The organism is Streptomyces sp. NPDC054883 (assembly GCF_053610645.1).
Window position 1 is genome coordinate 44,695 of record NZ_JBSGYT010000008.1, and the last position, 16,555, is coordinate 61,249.

Sequence of the window (16,555 nt, forward strand, 5' to 3'; positions counted from 1 at the left end):
GCCACCGCAGTGACCACCGCTCTGATCACCGGGGCCAGTTCCGGCCTCGGCGCGGCCTTCGCGCGGGGCCTCGCCGCCAAGGGCTGCGACCTCGTCCTCGTCGCCCGCGACAAGGACCGGCTCACCGTCCTCGCCGAGGAGCTCGGCCGCCTGTCCGGGACGGCCTGCGAGGTGCTGCCCGCGGACCTGCTCGACCCCGCGGAGTGCGCGAAGGTCGCCGAGCGGCTCGCCGACCGGACGCGGCCCGTCGACATCCTGGTCAACAACGCCGGCTTCGGACTGCCCGCGCCCTTCCCGTACAGCCCGGTCGAGGACGAGGAGCGGATGCTCGACCTGCTGGCCAAGGTCCCGCTGCGACTGACCCACGCGCTGCTGCCGGGCCTGCGCGAGCGCCGCCGGGGCGCGGTGCTCAACGTCTCGTCGGTCGCGGGACTGCTGCCCACCGGGACCTACGGGGCCGCCAAGGCCTGGATCACCGCGTTCAGCGAATCCGTACGGATCGACATGGAACCGTACGGGGTGCGCGTGCTGGCCGTGGTGCCCGGCTTCACCCGCACCGAGTTCCAGGAGCGCGCCGGGATGGACGTCAGCGCCCTGCGCGACGCGGTGTGGCTGGAGCCCGGGGCGGTGGTGGCCAAGGCCCTGCGGGACCTGGCCCGGCGCCGCCCCCTCAGCGTCACCAGCCGCCGCTACCAGGCGTACGCCCTCGCGGCCCGCCACCTCCCGCGCGACTTCGTGGCCCGCCGGATGGCCCGCACCCGGCGGGCGCCCGAGAACGTCTAGAGCTCCGTGACCTTGCCGCCCGAGACTTCCAGGCGGCGGGTCACGTGCACCGCGTCGAGCATCCGGCGGTCGTGGGTGACCAGCAGCAACGTGCCCTCGTAGGCGTCCAGCGCCGACTCCAGCTGCTCGATCGCCGGCAGGTCGAGGTGGTTGGTGGGCTCGTCCAGCACCAGCAGGTTCACCCCGCGGCCCTGGAGCAGCGCCAGCGCCGCGCGGGTGCGCTCGCCGGGCGAGAGGGTGGCCGCCGGGCGCAGTACGTGCACCGCCTTGAGGCCGAACTTGGCCAACAGGGTGCGGACTTCGGCGGGCTCGGTGTCCGGTACGGCGGCGCAGAACGCCTCCAGCAGCGGCTCGTCGCCGAGGAACAGGCCCCGCGCCTGGTCCACTTCACCGACGAGCACGCCGGAACCGAGGACGGCCGCGCCGGAGTCCGGCGTCAGCCGGCCGAGCAGTACGGCCAGCAGGGTGGACTTCCCGGCCCCGTTGGCGCCGGTGATGGCGACCCGGTCCGCCCAGTCGATCTGCAGGCTGGCCGGGCCGAAGTGGAAGTCGCCCCGGGTGACGGCCGCTTCGCGCAGGGTGGCGACCACCGAGCCCGAGCGGGGAGCCGCGGCGATCTCCATGCGCAGCTCCCACTCCTTGCGGGGCTCGTCGACCACGTCCAGCCGCTCGATGGCGCGCTGCGTCTGGCGGGCCTTGGCGGCCTGCTTCTCGCTCGCCTCGCTGCGGAACTTCTTGCCGATCTTGTCGTTGTCCGTGGCCTTGCGGCGGGCGTTCTTGACGCCCTTGTCCATCCAGCCGCGCTGCATCGCGGCCCGGCCTTCGAGCGCGGAGCGCTTGTCGGCGTACTCGTCGAACTCCTCGCGGGCGTGCGTCCGGGCCCGCTCGCGCTCTTCCAGGTAGGCGTCGTAGCCGCCGCCGTAGAGGTTGATCTGCTGCTGGGCCAGGTCGAGTTCGAGGACCTTGGTCACGGTCCGCGACAGGAACTCGCGGTCGTGGCTGATGACGACCGTGCCCGCGCGCAGCCCCTTCACGAACCGCTCCAGCCGCTCCAGACCGTCGAGGTCGAGGTCGTTGGTCGGCTCGTCGAGCAGGAACACGTCGTACCGGGACAAGAGCAGGGAGGCGAGGCCGGCGCGGGCCGCCTGCCCGCCGGAGAGGGCGGCCATCGGGAGGTCGAGGCCGACGGACAGCCCCAGGTCGTCGGCGACTTCCTGGGCCCGTTCGTCCAGGTCCGCTCCGCCGAGGTTCAGCCAGCGGTCGAGGGCCTCCCCGTAGGCGTCGTCCGCGCCGGGGGTGCCGTCGACCAGGCCCTGCGTGGCCGCGTCGAGCTCGGCCTGCGCGGCCGCGACGCCGGTACGGCGGGCGAGGAACTCGCGGACCGACTCCCCGGGGCGGCGCTCGGGCTCTTGCGGCAGGTGCCCGACGGCGGCGCCGGGCGGGGAGAGCCGCAGCTCGCCGGTTTCGGGGGCGTCCAGCCCGGCGAGGAGCCGCAGCAGGGTGGACTTCCCGGCGCCGTTGACGCCGACGAGGCCGATGACGTCGCCGGGTGCGACGACGAGGTCGAGGCCGGCGAAGAGCGTGCGCTCACCGTGCGCGGCGGTGAGGTTCTTGGCGACGAGGGTTGCAGTCATGGTCCGTCGATCCTATCCGCGCCGTCCACGGGGTCCGGACGGTGGCCGGATAGGTGGGATGCGCGTCATTGCGGCCATCGGGGCCGCGTCACAGGATGGAGCCATGTCGTCTCGAAACGTGCTCGTCCTCCTCTACGACGGGGTGCAGAGCCTGGACGTGACCGGCCCGGTGGAGGTGTTCAGCGGTGTCGGGCGGTTCCCGGAGCATCCCGGGTACCGGATCCGGACGGTCTCCCCCGGGGGTGCTCCCGTACGCACCGGCAGCGGGCTGACCCTGGTCCCCGACGCGGACCTGGAAAGCGCCCGGCCCGGGCCGGGAACCACCCTGCTGGTGCCCGGGGGCCGGTACTCGGGTGACTTCGAGCCGCGGCTCACCGACTGGCTCCGCGCGTACGGGGGGCGCGCGGAGCGGGTGGTGTCGGTGTGCACGGGGGGACTGCTGCTGGCGGAGGCGGGGCTGCTGGACGGGCACCGGGCCACGACGCACTGGGACGCCTGCGAACGGATGGCGCGGGACTACCCGGCCGTCACGGTCGAACCCGAACCGATCTACGTACGGGACGGGCGGGTGGCGACCTCGGCCGGGGTGACGGCCGGCATCGACCTCGCGCTCGCGCTGGTGGAGGAGGACGTCGGCCGGGACGTCGCGCTGCTGATCGCCCGGCACCTGGTGGTGTTCCTGCGCAGGCCCGGGAACCAGGCGCAGTTCAGCGCGCAGCTGGCGGCGCAGACGGCGCAGCGGGAACCCCTGCGGGACGTGCAGCAGTGGATCACGGAGCACCCGGACGAGGACCTGAGCGTGGAGGCGCTCGCGGCGCGGGCGTCGCTCTCGCCGCGGCACTTCGCGCGGGCGTTCCGGACGGAGACGGGGGTGACGCCTGGGCGGTACGTCGAGCGGGTGCGGGTGGAGCACGCGCGACGGCTGCTGGAAGAGGGTGGCGCGGGCGTCGCCCAGGTCGCCCGGGCGTCCGGCTACGCCACCCCCGAGGCCCTCCGCCGCGCCTTCCTGCGCACCCTCGGCCAACCCCCGTCCGAATACCGCCGCCGCTTCGGCCCATGACCCCGCCGGCCCGGCGCCGCTCGTACCGACCACTACCGCTCCGGAGGAGCCATGCAGATCGCCGTACTGCTCTACGACCGGTTCACCGCCCTCGACGCCATCGGGCCCTTCGACACCCTGGGGCGGCTCCCGGGTGCCGAGGTCGTCTTCGTCGCCGAACGGCCGGGGCCCGTGCGGGTCGATGCAGGGAACCTCGCGCTCGTCGCCGACAAGGCGCTCGACGAGGTCACCCGCCCGGACATCGTCATCGTGCCCGGCTGTCCGCACCCCGACGTCCAGATGGCGAACCCCGCCGTGCTGGACTGGCTGCGGGCCGTCGACGCCACCACGACCTGGACCACCTCGGTCTGCACCGGCTCGCTCCTGCTGGCCGCCGCCGGCCTGCTCGACGGGCGCCGGTCCGCGGGCCACTGGCTGTTCCTGGACCGGCTTCCCGCGTTCGGCGCCGAGCCGACCGGCGAGCGCGTCGTCTTCGACGGCAAGTACGTGACCGCCGCCGGGGTGTCCGCCGGCATCGACATGGGCCTCACCCTCCTCGGCCGCATCGCCGGCGACGACGTCGCCCGGACCGTGCAGCTGATGACCGAGTACGACCCCCAGCCGCCCTACGACGCCGGCTCCCCGGCGAAGGCCCCGGCCGAGCTCGTCGCGCGGCTGCGCGCGGTCAGTCCGCCGGAGGGGTCCAGGTAAAGGCGGGCGCCCGGCGCTCCAGGAAGGCGGCGACACCCTCCGCGGTGTCGCCGCCGGCCGCGGCCTGGGCGGCCCAGTACGCGTCCCGGTCCGTCCGGCCGTCCGCGAACTCCTTCGCCGCGCCCTGCGTCAGCTGTGAGCGGGCGGTCAGCAGCCGGGCGAACTCAGCCACGCGCTCGTCGAGCTCCCCGGCCGGCAGCAGCTCGTTCAGGAACCCTGCCCGCAAGGCGTGCTCCGCCTCGATCAACTCCGCCGAGAAGAGCAGGTACTTGGCGGTCGCCGGCCCGACCAGCGCGGCCAGCCGCCGCGTCGACGGGGCCGAGTAGACGATGCCCAGCTTCGCCGGGGTCACCCCGAACCGCGCCCCCGCCTCCGCGAAGCGCAGGTCGCACGCCGCCGCCAGCTGGCTCCCGCCGCCCACGCAGAACCCCCGGATCGCGGCGATCGTGGGCTTCGGGAAGGCGGCCAGGGCCTCCTCCGCCGCAACGGACAGCGCCTGCGGGTCGTCGTCGCCCCGCAGCGAGGTGATGTCGGCTCCCGCGCAGAAGGTCGGCCCGGCCCCCGTCAGCACGACGACCCGTACGGACGCGTCGCCGGCCAGCGCGGACAGCAGCCCGGGCAGGGCCCGCCACATGCCGGCCGTCATGGCGTTCCGCTTCGCCGGGTGCGAGATGACGACGGTGGCGACCCCGTCGGCCACCGTGTGAAGGAGGGCTGCGTCCATGCGCCGGATGCTATCCGGGTCCGTCGAACCTATGATCGTTGGAGTCCGTCCGGGGGGCGCTGAAAGGTGGCATCTCCATGGGCGCAGACCGGAGCCGCTCCGAGCCCCGGCGGGAGAAGAAGGAGCTGAGCCGCGACCTCGGCTTGCTGGCCTTCCTCGGGGTGCTGCTGGTGGCGGCCGGGCTCGTGGGTCTGGTCTACACCGGCGTGGCCACCCTGACCTCGATGTTCCTCTTCGGCTGGCTGCTGCTGATCGGTGGTGTGGTCGGCCTCGCGCAGGCGGTACAGGCCCGCAGGAGCAACTACTTCTGGCTCGCGGTCGTCGTCGCCGCCGTCAACATCGCCGCCGGTTTCGTGATCCTGCGCCGTCCGGAGGCGAGCGCCGAGGCCCTGACCATGTTCGCAGCGCTGCTCTTCCTCACCGGCGGCGTGTTCCGGCTGGCGGGCGCGATGGTGGTGCGCGGGCCGCACTTCGGGCTGGCACTCGTCCAGGGCGCCTTCGGCGTCCTGCTGGGCCTGCTGATCCTGGCCGACTGGCCGGGCAGCAGCCTGTACGTGATCGGCACCTTCTTCTCGCTCGCCCTGCTCTTCGACGGGCTGAGCCTGCTGGCTCTGGGCCTGGCGGGCCGCCGGATCCTCGGACAGGTGAAGGAGGACCAAGGGGCGCACGAGCAGGTGCGTGACCCGGCAGTCGCGCCGCCGGATCAGGAACGGTCGAACAACTGACGCTGTCATACGCCAGTGGTCAGAAAGTGCACGAATGACGCTGACTTCTGGTCAGCGGCGCGGTCCGGACCTGGCTGTTGTCCACCCTTGAAACGTGGAGACGATCGAGCGCGAAGACGGGGGCGTGAAGATGGACGACAGCGGGAGTGTCCCGCCGGCCAGGGGGGGTGAGCCGGAGGTCCCGGCGGACCCACTCGCCTACGAGGGAGTGTGGAGGTTCACCGCGCCGGCGGTAGAAGAATCCGTTCCGCAGGCCCGCCGCGCGGTCCGCGACCTGCTCGGCCGGCAGGGGGTGCCGGCCCACCAGGACCTGGTCTACGCCCTGCTGCTGATCGTCTCCGAACTCGTGACGAACTCGGTCCGGCACGCCGCCCTGCTCTCCCCCGAGGTCGCCGTCGAGGTGGCGGTGGGCCGCGCATGGGTACGGGTGGCCGTCGAGGACAGCCATCCGTACCGCCCGAAAGCGCTGGAGGCCGACTTCGGCCAGACCGGGGGCCGGGGCCTGCTGCTGGTCCGGGAGATCACCCGGGAGGCCGGCGGGGTGTGCGACGTCGAGCACACCTCCACCGGCGGCAAGGTGATCTGGGCTGCCCTGCCGCTCACCGCTCCCGTGCCCGCCCCCGTCCCGGGGGCGTGACGGCTGCCGGCGTGCCGGCTACCAGCCCGCGGCCTCACCGGTCAGTTCGCGGATCGCGGGGCGCGCCGCGTCCAGCACGGTCATGAACCACGCCGAGAACGGAGCCTGCGCGTGCCGCTTCGCCAGCTCCCCGGCGGTGACGAAAGCGGTGTCCCCGACCTCTTCCGGGTCCGGCCGCACCGCGGCCTGCGCAAGTCCCACGAACAGGTGGTTGTACTCCTGCTCCACCAGCCCCGAAGCCGGGTCCGGGTGGTTGTACCGCACCGTTCCCGCCTCCGCGAGCAGCGACGGCGACAGCCCCAGCTCCTCGTGGGTCCGCCGGGCGGCGGCCGCGAACGGCGACTCGCCGGGGTACGGGTGACCGCAACAGGTGTTCGACCAGACGCCGGGGGAGTGGTACTTCCCGAGGGCGCGCTGCTGGAGCAGCAGGCGGCCCTGCTCGTCGAAGAGGAACACGGAGAACGCCCGGTGCAGCTGACCCGGCGCCTGGTGCGCGGAGAGCTTCTCCGCCGTGCCGATGGTGTTGCCGGACTCGTCGACCAGTTCGAGCATGATCGGTTCCTGAGTCCCGGTGCCGGCGGACGTGCTGTTCCCGGCGGTGGCTGGTGTGATCGGCATACCCATCCTTCGCTTCGGACTTCGGCCTTCAAGTCTGCCGTACAAAAGCGGCTTGTCCCCACTTCGTCGATCCGCGCATGTCTGCCCCCCGACGCGTGGTACGCGGCCTGACGAGGCAGGCCGCCCCGCGGGGCGGCGGGGGGCGGCCAGCCCGCCCGCCCCGCGAATCCAGGGGCCCCCGCCGGCGGAACGCACGGGCGGTTTGTAGTCCCTCGGCGTGATCGTCAATGATGGCGTGGCCGGGGCCGCCGCCCGGGACATTCGGCTTGTGCGGGCGTAAACGGCTGGTGAACCCCGGCTTCCGTTCATCCGATAGCCTCTGCCGTCGTGCCGCCGCCCAGCGCGGCGGCCGTCCAGTGTTCGCTGCAAGGAGTGGGTTCGTCTGCCGACCGTCATCCTCACCGGCCTGCCGGTCCCCGGATCACCGCTCGCCGACGAGCTGCGTTCGCTCGGCTTCGACGTCCGCCCCGTCGCCGGGCCCGAAGACACCGCGACCGCCCTGGCCGGAGTACCGGCCGACCAGCGGGTAGCCGTCGTGGACAGCGCCTTCGTCGGCCACCGGCACGCCCTGCGGCTGGCACTCACCGACCCGCGCTTCGACGCCTGCGCCGTGACCGGCGCACTCGCCGTCCAGCCGGGCGCCCGCGCCGCCCTCGACGCGGCCGCGGCCCTCGCGCCCGACGGCGACGGCGACGGCCCGTACCCGGACCGCCTCGCGGCCGCCGTCGAGGCCGCCGGCACCCCGGTCCAGCGCCCCGACCTCGGCACCCTCGTCGCCGCGGTGCCCGCCGGCCCGGCCGAGCGGGACGCGGCCGCGGCCGCCGTCGCCGCCGTGGACGACGAAGCCGTACGCCTGCGTACCGCCGTCAAGTCCCGTGACGGGTTCTTCACCACCTTCTTCATCAGCCCGTACTCGCGCTACATCGCCCGCTGGTGCGCCCGCCGCGGCCTCACCCCGAACCAGGTGACCACCGCCTCGCTGATCACCGCCCTCATAGCGGCGGCCTGCGCCGCCACGGGCGAACGCTCGGGCTACGTCGCCGCCGGGGTGCTGCTCCTCGTCTCCTTCGTCCTGGACTGCACCGACGGGCAGCTCGCCCGCTACTCGCTCCAGTACTCCACGATGGGCGCCTGGCTCGACGCGACCTTCGACCGCGCCAAGGAGTACTCCTTCTACGCGGGCCTCGCGCTGGGCGCCGCCCGCAACGGCGACGACGTCTGGGCCCTCGCGCTCGGCGCGATGATCCTTATGACCTGCCGGCACGTCGTGGACTTCGCCTTCAACGAGGCCAACCACGACGCCGCGGCCAACACGAGCCCGACGGCCGCGCTCTCCGACCGCCTCGACAGCGTCGGCTGGACGGTCTGGGTCCGCCGGATGATCATCCTGCCGATCGGTGAGCGCTGGGCGATGATCGCCGTACTGACCGCCGTGACCAGCCCCCGGATCGTCTTCTGCGCCCTCCTCGTCGGCTGCGCCTTCGGCGCGCTCTACACCACCGCCGGCCGCGTCCTGCGCTCGCTGACCCGCAGGGCCGAGAGGACCGACCGGGCCGCCCGGGCGCTGGCCGACCTCGCCGACTCCGGCCCGCTCGCCGACCTCGTGGCCCGGTCCGTCGGCCGCAAGGCCCCCGGCGCCGGCCTCGCCGCCGCCGTGATCGGCGCGGTCGCCCTGCTGTGGACGGCCTGGGCCCAGCCCTTCGGCGCCCGCCAGACCGTGATCGCCGCCGTCGTCTACGCGGTGCTCGCCGGAGTGGCCGTCGCCCGCCCCCTCAAGGGCGCCCTCGACTGGCTGGTCCCGCCCGTCTTCCGGGCCGCCGAGTACACGGCCGTGCTGATCCTCGCCGCGAAGGCGGACGTCCCCGGAGCGCTTCCGGCGGCATTCGGACTGGTCGCGGCGGTCGCCTACCATCACTACGACACGGTGTACCGCATCCGCGGTGGCACCGGCGCGCCGCCGCACTGGCTGGTGCGGACGACCGGCGGTCATGAAGGCCGGGTGCTCGTCACCGCCGTCCTGGCCGCCGTACTGGCGACGCGCGCCGCGGACTTCCCCGTCGCGCTCACGGCCCTGGCCGTGGCCGTGGCACTCGTGGTGCTCGTGGAGAGCATCCGCTTCTGGGTCTCCTCCGGGGCACCCGCCGTACATGACGAAGGAGAACCAGCATGATCGGCCTTGTACTCGCTGCCGGTGCCGGACGCCGCCTGCGTCCCTACACCGACACCCTGCCCAAGGCCCTCGTGCCCGTCGGCCCCGAGGGCGACGAGGAGAGCCTCACGGTCCTCGACCTGACCCTGGGCAACTTCGCCGAGGTCGGGCTGACCGAGGTCGCCATCGTCGTCGGCTACCGCAAGGAAGCCGTGTACGAGCGCCGCGAGGCCCTGGAGGCCAAGTACGGCGTCAAGATCACGCTGATCGACAACGACAAGGCCGAGGAGTGGAACAACGCCTACTCGCTGTGGTGCGCGCGTGACGTCCTCAAGCAGGGCGTGATCCTCGCCAACGGCGACACCGTCCACCCGGTCTCCGTGGAGCGGACCCTGCTGGCCGCCCGCGGCCACGGCCGGAAGATCATCCTCGCCCTCGACACGGTCAAGAACCTGGCCGACGAGGAGATGAAGGTCATCACGGCCGACGGCGCGGGTGTCCGCAAGATCACCAAGCTCATGGACCCGGCCACCGCCACGGGCGAGTACATCGGCGTCACCCTCATCGAGCCCGAGGCCGCCGAAGCGCTGGCCGAGGCCCTCAAGACCACCTTCGAGCGCGACCCCGACCTCTACTACGAGGACGGCTACCAGCAGCTCGTCGACGACGGCTTCACCATCGACGTGGCCCCCATCGGCGACGTCAGGTGGGTCGAGATCGACAACCACGACGACCTCGCCAAGGGGCGGACGATCGCATGCCAGTACTGACGCGGCTGATCCCCTCGCCTGTTGTCGTGGACATCAGCCGCGGGGCGATGGACGATCTGGCCGGCCTCCTGGCCGACCAGCGCATCTCCGCGTCCGGCAAGCTCGCCATCGCGATCAGCGGCGGCTCCGGCTTGGCGCTGCGCGCCAAGCTGGAGCCGGTCCTGCCGCATGCCGACTGGTACCCGGTCGTGGACGGAACCATCGATTCCGCGGTCAAGCTGGCCGACGACATGAAGGGCCGCCGCTACGACGCCGTCGTGGGCCTGGGCGGCGGCAAGATCATCGACGTCGCGAAGTACGCCGCGGCGCGGGTCGGCCTGCCCATGGTGGCCGTCGCCACCAACCTCTCCCACGACGGCATCTGCTCCCCGGTGTCCATCCTGGACAACGACAACGGCCGCGGGTCCTACGGAGTGCCCACCCCGATCGCGATGGTCATCGACCTCGACGTGATCAAGGAGGCGCCCGTCCGGTTCATCCGCGCCGGCATCGGCGACGCGATCTCCAACATCTCCGCCATCGCCGACTGGGAGCTGTCGCACCGGATCACCGGCGAGGCCGTGGACGGCCTGGCGGCCGCCATGGCCCGCACCGCCGGCGAGTCCGTACTGCGCCACCCGGGGGACTGCACCGACGACGAGTTCCTGACCGTGCTCTCCGAGGCCCTGGTCCTCTCCGGCATCGCCATGTCGATCAGCGGCGACAGCCGCCCGTCCTCCGGCGCCTGCCACGAGATCAGCCACGCCTTCGACCTGCTCTACCCGGGCCGCTCCGCGCTCCACGGCGAGCAGGTCGGCCTCGGCGCCGCCTTCGCGATGCACCTGCGGGGGGCCGTGGAACAGGCCGGCCTCTTCGTCGAGGTCCTGCGCCGCCACGGCCTGCCGACCGCGCCCGAGGAGATCGGGTTCAGCGAGGACGAGTTCGTCGCGGCCGTGGAGTACGCCCCCCAGACCCGCCCGGGACGCTTCACCATCCTGGAGCACCTCAACCTGTCCGCCGCCGAGATCAGGGACGCTTACGCCGACTATGCCAAGACCATCCGTAGCTGAACTCCGGCCCGTCGTCCACCCGGCCGGCGTCAAGGACCGGCGCAGTGGCGAGCACTGGGGCGGCCGCCTGTACATGCGCGAGATCTCCCTGCGCATCACCCGCGTCCTGGTCACCACCAAGGTCACGCCCAACCAGCTGACCTACGTGATGACCCTCGCCGGCGTCCTCGCCGCGCCGGCCCTGCTGGTGCCGGGCGTCTGGGGCGCCGTCCTCGGCGTGGTCGCCGTCCAGCTGTACCTGCTGCTCGACTGCGTCGACGGGGAGGTGGCCCGCTGGAAGCAGCAGTTCTCGCTCTCCGGCGTCTACCTGGACCGGGTCGGCGCCTACCTGTGCGACGCGGCGGTCCTGGTCGGCTTCGGCCTGCGCGCCGCCGACCTGTGGGGGACCGGCCGGATCGACTGGCTGTGGGCCTTCCTCGGCACCCTGGCGGCGCTCGGCGCGATCCTGATCAAGGCCGAGACCGACCTGGTCGGCGTCGCCCGGCACCAGGGCGGCCTGCCGCCGGTGAAGGAGGCGGCCGCCGAGCCGCGCTCCTCCGGCATGGCCCTCGCCCGCCGGGCCGCCGCCGCGCTGAAGTTCCACCGCCTCGTCCTCGGCATCGAGGCGTCCCTGCTGATCCTGCTGCTGGCCGTCCTGGACCAGCTCCGCGGCGACCTGTTCTTCACCCGGCTCGGCGTCGCGGTACTGGCCGGCATCGCCCTGCTGCAGACCCTGCTGCACCTGGTGTCGGTCCTCGCGTCGAGCAGGCTGCGGTGAGTGCCGCGATGCGGCTCGGCGCCGTGATCATCACCATGGGCAACCGGCCCGACGAGCTCAAGGCGCTCCTCGACTCCGTGGCCCGGCAGGAGGGCGACCGGGTCGAGGTCGTCGTCGTGGGCCAGGGCGTCGAGCTCGACGGCCTCGCCGACCCGTCGGCGGGCATCCGTACCGTCGCGCTGCCCGAGAACCTCGGCATCCCCGGCGGCCGCAACGTCGGCATCGAGGCCTTCGGCCCCGGTGGCCGCGACGTGGACGTGCTGCTCTTCCTGGACGACGACGGGCTGCTGGAGCGGACCGACACCGCCGAGCTGTGCCGCCAGGCCTTCGCCGAGGACCCCCGGCTGGGGATCGTCAGCTTCCGGATCGCCGACCCGGACACCGGCGAGACGCAGCGCCGGCACGTACCGCGGCTGCGCGCCTCCGACCCGCTGCGCTCGTCCCGCGTGACGACCTTCCTGGGCGGCGCCAACGCCGTCCGCACCAAGGTCTTCGAACAGGTTGGCGCCTTGCCGGGGGAGTTCTTCTACGCCCACGAGGAGACCGATCTGGCCTGGCGGGCGCTCGACGCCGGGTGGCTGATCGACTACCGCGCGGACATGGTGCTGCTGCACCCGACCACCGCCCCCTCCCGGCACGCCGTCTACCACCGTATGGTGGCCCGTAACCGGGTGTGGCTCGCCCGCCGCAACCTGCCCGCCCCCCTGGTACCGGTCTACCTGGGCGTCTGGCTGGCCCTGACCCTCGTGCGCAGGCCCTCCGCCCCGGCGCTCAAAGCCTGGTTCGGCGGGTTCAAGGAGGGCTGGACCGCCCCCTGCGGTCCCCGTCGCCCCATGAAGTGGCGTACGGTCTGGCGGTTGACCCGGCTGGGCCGACCGCCTGTCATCTGACAAGCTCGGGTCTGGGAGCATGGGCCCCACCACCGGGCCCGCGCCCCAGGGTCCGATGCCCCCTTCTGCCGCATCTTGAAGACGGAAAGTTTCAACTTGTGAGTGACACAACCCACGACGGCGCCCTCGCCACGAGCAAGCCGCCGTCCGAAGACGCGGGGCTCGCCCCCGCCGAGCTCGCCGGGAAGTACGGCCTGTCCGTCAGCGGCGCCCGGCCCAGCCTGGGCGGGTACGTGCGCGAGCTCTGGGGGCGGCGCCACTTCATCATGGCTTTCTCCCGGGCGAAGCTCGTCGCGCAGTACAGCGAGGCGAAGCTCGGCCAGATCTGGCAGGTGGCGACACCGCTGCTGAACGCCCTGGTGTACTACCTGATCTTCGGCCTGATCCTGAACGCGGGACGAGGCATGCCGAAGGGTGCGTACATCCCCTTCCTGGTGATCGGCATCTTCGTCTTCTCGTTCACCCAGAGCTCGCTGATGGCGGGTGTCCGGGCGATCCCGGGCAACCTCGGCCTGGTCCGCGCGCTGCACTTCCCGCGCGCCTCGCTGCCGATCTCGTTCTCGCTGCAGCAGCTCGGGCAGCTGCTGTACTCGATGATCGTGGTGCTCGTCATCGTGGTCGCCTTCGGGAACTACCCGCGCCCCGCCTGGCTGCTGGTCATCCCGACGCTGGCGCTGCAGTTCGTCTTCAACACCGGTCTCGCGCTGATCTTCGGGCGGATGGGGTCCAAGACCCCCGACCTCGCGCAGCTGATGCCGTTCATCACCCGCACGTGGATGTACGCCTCCGGCGTCATGTTCTCGATCGGCGAGATGCTCAAGGGCAAGCCGCACTGGATCGCGGACGTGCTCCAGTGGAACCCCGCGGCGATCTACATGGACCTGATCCGCTTCTCGCTGATCGACAGCTACGGCACGCACCACCTGCCGCCGCACGTCTGGGCCTTCGCGGTGGGCTGGGCCGTCGTCATCGGCGCCGGTGGCTTCGTGTACTTCTGGAAGGCTGAGGAGCGTTACGGCCGTGGCTGAGAACAACAGGGGCGCCGTCCCCACCGTCATCGCCGACGACGTCCACATCGTCTACCGGGTCAACACCGGCAGCGCCGGCAAGGGCAGCGCCACCGCGGCGCTCAGCAAGATCATGCGCCGCGGCAAGGGCGACTCCCCGGGCGTCCGCCGGGTGCACGCCGTGCGCGGGGTCTCCTTCACCGCCTACCGCGGCGAGGCCATCGGCCTCATCGGCTCCAACGGCTCGGGCAAGTCGACGCTGCTGCGCGCCATCGCGGGTCTGCTGCCCTGCGAGTCCGGCCGGGTCTACACCGACGGCCAGCCCTCGCTGCTGGGCGTCAACGCGGCGCTGATGAACGATCTGACCGGTGAGCGCAACGTCGTGCTCGGCGGTCTCGCGATGGGCATGACGCGCGAGCAGATCCAGGAGCGCTACGAGGACATCGTCGACTTCTCGGGCATCAACGAGAAGGGGGACTTCATCTCCCTGCCGATGCGCACGTACTCCTCCGGCATGGCCGCACGCCTGCGTTTCTCCATCGCGGCCGCCAAGGACCATGACGTCCTGATGATCGACGAGGCGTTGGCGACCGGTGACCGGAAGTTCCAGGTCCGTTCCGAGGCCCGCATCCGCGAGCTGCGCGAGAAGGCCGGCACGGTCTTCCTGGTGAGCCACAACAACAAGTCCATCCGCGATACCTGCGACCGGGTGCTGTGGCTGGAGAAGGGCGAACTCCTGATGGACGGGCCCACCGAGGAAGTCGTCTCGGCGTACGAGAAGGCCACCAGCCACTGACGGCACACCCCGCGTGACGACCGCAGGCCCCTGCCGCTCCGTGCGGTGGGGGCCTCGGCGTGACGACGGTATTCCGGATGCCCGACATTCCCTCTCGGACGAATACCCGATAGGCCTTCGCGGCGTTGTACAGCGTAAGCTGGACCAGTTCTCCAATCGCGCCAAGAGGGGACGATTCCCCGCAGTCGAAAAAGCCGGGGGTACCCCGGGTAAAGTCCGGCGGCGTGTCCGAAATAGGATGACTTGGGTCGGCAGTGTAGAACGGGAGATGTGACGGCAATGGCTATGGGAATTCTCCGGCCCCCAGGCACGGCGGCCGTCCCCGCCCCGGGCGGCGGGCGGTGACCCCGGGGCACGGCACCCGATCCCGGCGGCACCCGGCCCCCACAGCCCCCGACGCCCACGCGCGCGCCACCCTCGGCAAGGCGCGGACGGAGAACTTCCCCGTAGCCCCCTCCTTCCTCCCGCGCGCCTGGCGGGCGGGCCTGATGGCGGTCTACGGCTACGCCCGGCTGGTGGACGACATCGGCGACGGCGACCTCGCCCCCGGAGGCCGCGACGCCGTGCTCCTCGGCCTCGACGCGGCCGCCGCCGACGACCGGCTCGCCATGCTGGACGCCTTCGAAGCCGACCTGGGCCGCGTCTTCGGCGCCGCCGGCGGCGCTCCGCGCCACCCGCTCCTACAGACCCTGCAGCCCGTGGTCCGCGCGCACGGCCTGACCCCCGAACCCTTCCTCGGGCTCATCGAGGCCAACCGCCAGGACCAGATGGTCTCGCGCTACGACACGTACGAGGACCTCGTCGCCTACTGCGAGCTCTCCGCCAACCCCGTCGGCCGGCTCGTCCTCTCGCTCACCGGGACCAGCACCCCCGAGCGGATCCGCCGCTCCGACGCGGTCTGCACCGCCCTGCAGATCGCCGAGCACCTCCAGGACGTCACCGAAGACCTCGGCCGCGACCGGATCTACCTCCCCGGCCAGGACCTGCGCCGCTTCCGCGTCACCGAGGCCGACCTGGAAGCGCCCACCGCCGGAGCGTCCGTACGCTCCCTGATCGCATTCGAAACCGAACGCGCCCGCGCACTGCTGGACGAGGGCACCCCGCTCGTCGGCAGCGTGCACGGCAGGCTACGGCTGCTGCTCGCGGGTTTCGTGGGAGGGGGGCGTGCCGCCCTCAACGCCATCGCGGCCGCCGGCTTCGACGTGGCCCCCGGCCCGCCCAAGCCCACCAGGAGCGGCCTGCTCCGCGAGGTGGCCGCCGTCCTGCGCACAGCGCCGAGAAAGGGGTGAGCCCGAACGTGGAGGGCCCCACACACGCGTCCGTACCGTCCGCACCGCCCGTGCTCTCCGCACCGGTTTCGGCGGCCTACAGCTACTGCGAGGCCGTCACCGGCACCCAGGCGCGCAACTTCGCGTACGGCATCCGGCTGCTGCCCACGGACAAGCGGCAGGCGATGTCCGCGCTGTACGCCTTCTCCCGCCGCGTCGACGACATCGGCGACGGCACGCTGCCCGCCGACGCCAAGCTCGTCCGGCTGGAGGAGACCCGCTCCCTGCTCGGCCGGATCCGCGCCGGGGAGATCGCCGAGGACGACACCGACCCGGTCGCCGTCGCCCTCGCCCACGCCGCCCGCCGCTTCCCGATCCCCCTCGGCGGCCTCGACGAACTCATCGACGGAGTCCTGATGGACGTCCGCGGCGAGACCTACGGCACCTGGGACGACCTCAAGGTCTACTGCCGCTGCGTGGCCGGCGCCATCGGACGGCTCTCCCTCGGCGTGTTCGGCACGGCCCCCGGCGCCGCCGACGCGGCCCGCGCCCCCGAGTACGCCGACACCCTCGGCCTCGCGCTGCAACTCACCAACATCCTCAGGGACGTTCGCGAGGACGCCGGCAACGGCCGGACCTACCTGCCCGCCGAGGACCTCGCCAAGTTCGGCTGTTCCGACGGCTTCCACGGCGACCGGGCCCCGGCCGGCGCCGACTTCGCCGGCCTCGTCCACCACGAAGTCCGGCGCGCCCGTGCCCTGTTCGTCGAGGGCTACCGGCTGCTGCCCATGCTCGACCGGCGCAGCGGCGCCTGCGTGGCCGCCATGGCCGGCATCTACCGGCGCCTGCTCGACCGGATCGAGCGCGAGCCCGAGGCGGTCCTGCGCGGCCGCGTCTCGCTGCCGCCCCACGAGAAGGCGTACGTCGCCGTCCGCGGCCTCTCCGGCCTCGACGCGCGGACCATCTCCCGCCAGAGCACCAGGAGGCGGATCTGATGG

At 72.5% G+C, this 16,555-nt stretch carries 18 protein-coding genes; 14 read left to right on the top strand and 4 right to left on the bottom strand.

Translation table 11 applies throughout. The features are described 5' to 3' along the window. The first annotated feature begins 9 nt into the window (after positions 1 to 9). Positions 10 to 783, top strand: coding sequence for an SDR family NAD(P)-dependent oxidoreductase (locus tag ACWGH1_RS08675; RefSeq protein WP_453354422.1), 774 nt, complete (start codon positions 10 to 12; stop codon positions 781 to 783). On the opposite strand, the gene ACWGH1_RS08680 is transcribed toward ACWGH1_RS08675, so the two are convergent. Next, entirely contained in the window at positions 780 to 2,417 is a 1,638-nt protein-coding gene (locus tag ACWGH1_RS08680; protein ID WP_453408545.1) for an ABC-F family ATP-binding cassette domain-containing protein, read from the bottom strand. The two genes, ACWGH1_RS08675 and ACWGH1_RS08680, sit on opposite strands and share 4 nt — an antisense overlap. Positions 2,418 to 2,520: 103 nt before the next feature. On the opposite strand from ACWGH1_RS08680, the gene ACWGH1_RS08685 reads away from it, so the two are divergent. After that, entirely contained in the window at positions 2,521 to 3,477 is a 957-nt protein-coding gene (locus ACWGH1_RS08685; RefSeq protein ID WP_453357262.1) for a GlxA family transcriptional regulator, read from the top strand. A gap of 51 nt (positions 3,478 to 3,528) precedes the next feature. Further along, positions 3,529 to 4,167, top strand: coding sequence for a DJ-1/PfpI family protein (locus ACWGH1_RS08690; protein WP_453357261.1), 639 nt, complete (start codon positions 3,529 to 3,531; stop codon positions 4,165 to 4,167). Here ACWGH1_RS08690 and ACWGH1_RS08695 read toward each other — a convergent pair. Then, a complete protein-coding gene (locus tag ACWGH1_RS08695) occupies positions 4,142 to 4,891 on the bottom strand; it encodes an enoyl-CoA hydratase/isomerase family protein (RefSeq protein ID WP_453408546.1) in 750 nt (249 codons plus the stop codon). The two genes, ACWGH1_RS08690 and ACWGH1_RS08695, sit on opposite strands and share 26 nt — an antisense overlap. 77 nt (positions 4,892 to 4,968) lie before the next feature. Here ACWGH1_RS08695 and ACWGH1_RS08700 point away from each other — a divergent pair, with 77 nt between their 5' ends. After that, positions 4,969 to 5,616, top strand: a complete 648-nt coding sequence (locus ACWGH1_RS08700; RefSeq protein WP_453357068.1) for an HdeD family acid-resistance protein — start codon at positions 4,969 to 4,971, stop codon at positions 5,614 to 5,616. A 130-nt stretch (positions 5,617 to 5,746) separates the two neighbouring features. Beyond that, entirely contained in the window at positions 5,747 to 6,253 is a 507-nt protein-coding gene (locus tag ACWGH1_RS08705; RefSeq protein WP_453357070.1) for an ATP-binding protein, read from the top strand. An 18-nt stretch (positions 6,254 to 6,271) separates the two neighbouring features. Here ACWGH1_RS08705 and idi read toward each other — a convergent pair whose 3' ends face one another. Both idi and ACWGH1_RS08715 read right to left on the bottom strand, forming a co-directional pair. Beyond that, positions 6,272 to 6,871, bottom strand: coding sequence for an isopentenyl-diphosphate Delta-isomerase (idi, locus tag ACWGH1_RS08710; RefSeq protein ID WP_453357067.1), 600 nt, complete (start codon positions 6,869 to 6,871; stop codon positions 6,272 to 6,274). 421 nt (positions 6,872 to 7,292) lie between these two features. After that, the gene (locus ACWGH1_RS08715; RefSeq protein ID WP_453408547.1) at positions 7,293 to 7,430 is read right to left on the bottom strand and encodes a hypothetical protein; all 138 of its coding nucleotides are present in this window, start codon (positions 7,428 to 7,430) and stop codon (positions 7,293 to 7,295) included. Here ACWGH1_RS08715 and ACWGH1_RS08720 point away from each other — a divergent pair. The 9 genes from ACWGH1_RS08720 (at position 7,407) to hpnD (ending at position 16,552) form a co-directional block, all read left to right on the top strand. Next, on the top strand, positions 7,407 to 9,041 hold the full coding sequence (locus tag ACWGH1_RS08720; RefSeq protein WP_453408548.1) for a DUF5941 domain-containing protein: 1,635 nt from the start codon (positions 7,407 to 7,409) through the stop codon (positions 9,039 to 9,041). The two genes, ACWGH1_RS08715 and ACWGH1_RS08720, sit on opposite strands and share 24 nt — an antisense overlap. Beyond that, the gene (locus ACWGH1_RS08725) at positions 9,038 to 9,790 is read left to right on the top strand and encodes a phosphocholine cytidylyltransferase family protein (RefSeq protein WP_453357481.1); all 753 of its coding nucleotides are present in this window, start codon (positions 9,038 to 9,040) and stop codon (positions 9,788 to 9,790) included. Before ACWGH1_RS08720 ends, ACWGH1_RS08725 begins: the two co-directional genes overlap by 4 nt. Next, on the top strand, positions 9,778 to 10,839 hold the full coding sequence (locus ACWGH1_RS08730) for an iron-containing alcohol dehydrogenase family protein (protein ID WP_453408549.1): 1,062 nt from the start codon (positions 9,778 to 9,780) through the stop codon (positions 10,837 to 10,839). The genes ACWGH1_RS08725 and ACWGH1_RS08730 overlap by 13 nt, the downstream gene beginning before the upstream one ends. Further along, a complete protein-coding gene (locus tag ACWGH1_RS08735) occupies positions 10,817 to 11,596 on the top strand; it encodes a CDP-alcohol phosphatidyltransferase family protein (RefSeq protein ID WP_453352605.1) in 780 nt (259 codons plus the stop codon). Before ACWGH1_RS08730 ends, ACWGH1_RS08735 begins: the two co-directional genes overlap by 23 nt. Before the next feature lie 8 nt (positions 11,597 to 11,604). Continuing rightward, positions 11,605 to 12,486: a glycosyltransferase family 2 protein gene (locus ACWGH1_RS08740; protein WP_453352607.1), complete on the top strand. Its 882-nt coding sequence runs from the start codon at positions 11,605 to 11,607 to the stop codon at positions 12,484 to 12,486. Between the two features lie 98 nt (positions 12,487 to 12,584). Continuing rightward, on the top strand, positions 12,585 to 13,514 hold the full coding sequence (locus ACWGH1_RS08745; RefSeq protein ID WP_453352604.1) for an ABC transporter permease: 930 nt from the start codon (positions 12,585 to 12,587) through the stop codon (positions 13,512 to 13,514). Then, complete coding sequence (locus ACWGH1_RS08750) at positions 13,507 to 14,289, top strand: ABC transporter ATP-binding protein (protein ID WP_361132700.1); 783 nt, start codon at positions 13,507 to 13,509, stop codon at positions 14,287 to 14,289. Before ACWGH1_RS08745 ends, ACWGH1_RS08750 begins: the two co-directional genes overlap by 8 nt. A 341-nt stretch (positions 14,290 to 14,630) precedes the next feature. Continuing rightward, on the top strand, positions 14,631 to 15,578 hold the full coding sequence (gene hpnC, locus ACWGH1_RS08755) for a squalene synthase HpnC (protein WP_453352603.1): 948 nt from the start codon (positions 14,631 to 14,633) through the stop codon (positions 15,576 to 15,578). Beyond that, positions 15,575 to 16,552, top strand: a complete 978-nt coding sequence (gene hpnD / locus ACWGH1_RS08760; RefSeq protein ID WP_453408550.1) for a presqualene diphosphate synthase HpnD — start codon at positions 15,575 to 15,577, stop codon at positions 16,550 to 16,552. Before hpnC ends, hpnD begins: the two co-directional genes overlap by 4 nt. Positions 16,553 to 16,555: the final 3 nt, after the last annotated feature.